Origin of the sequence: Rhizobium ecuadorense (assembly GCF_001187535.1) — a bacterium.
In the GTDB taxonomy this organism is placed as follows: Bacteria; Pseudomonadota; Alphaproteobacteria; order Rhizobiales; family Rhizobiaceae; genus Rhizobium; species Rhizobium ecuadorense.
Genome location: NZ_LFIO01001631.1, coordinates 1 through 249 on the forward strand (window position 1 = coordinate 1; position 249 = coordinate 249).

The window sequence follows — 249 nt, forward strand, 5'->3', positions numbered from 1 at the left end:
GTCCAAGTGGTCAGTGCCGCGCTCGAAACGCTTTCGCGAATCCCCAAGGCCGAGCCAGCCGACACGCTCGTAATGCACGCCCTGTCCGGCGGACAGCACGTCGGCACCTTTGTCGGGCCGCTCTGGGGCGATCTATCGATCCGGGCGCAGATCAGGCTGATCATGCATGAGATGCAGGCCGAAGAGCATCTGCAAACCCCGCCCACGCTCGCCTATATCAGTTCCTGGACAAGGGAGGCACTGCGCGGC

Annotated in this window: 1 protein-coding gene; it reads left to right on the plus strand. The window is 63.9% G+C overall.

Going from position 1 to position 249, the window contains the following annotated elements:
* Window positions 1-249 (plus strand): hypothetical protein (locus AF337_RS32825; protein ID WP_152971304.1); only part of this gene is annotated, 249 nt, incomplete at both ends.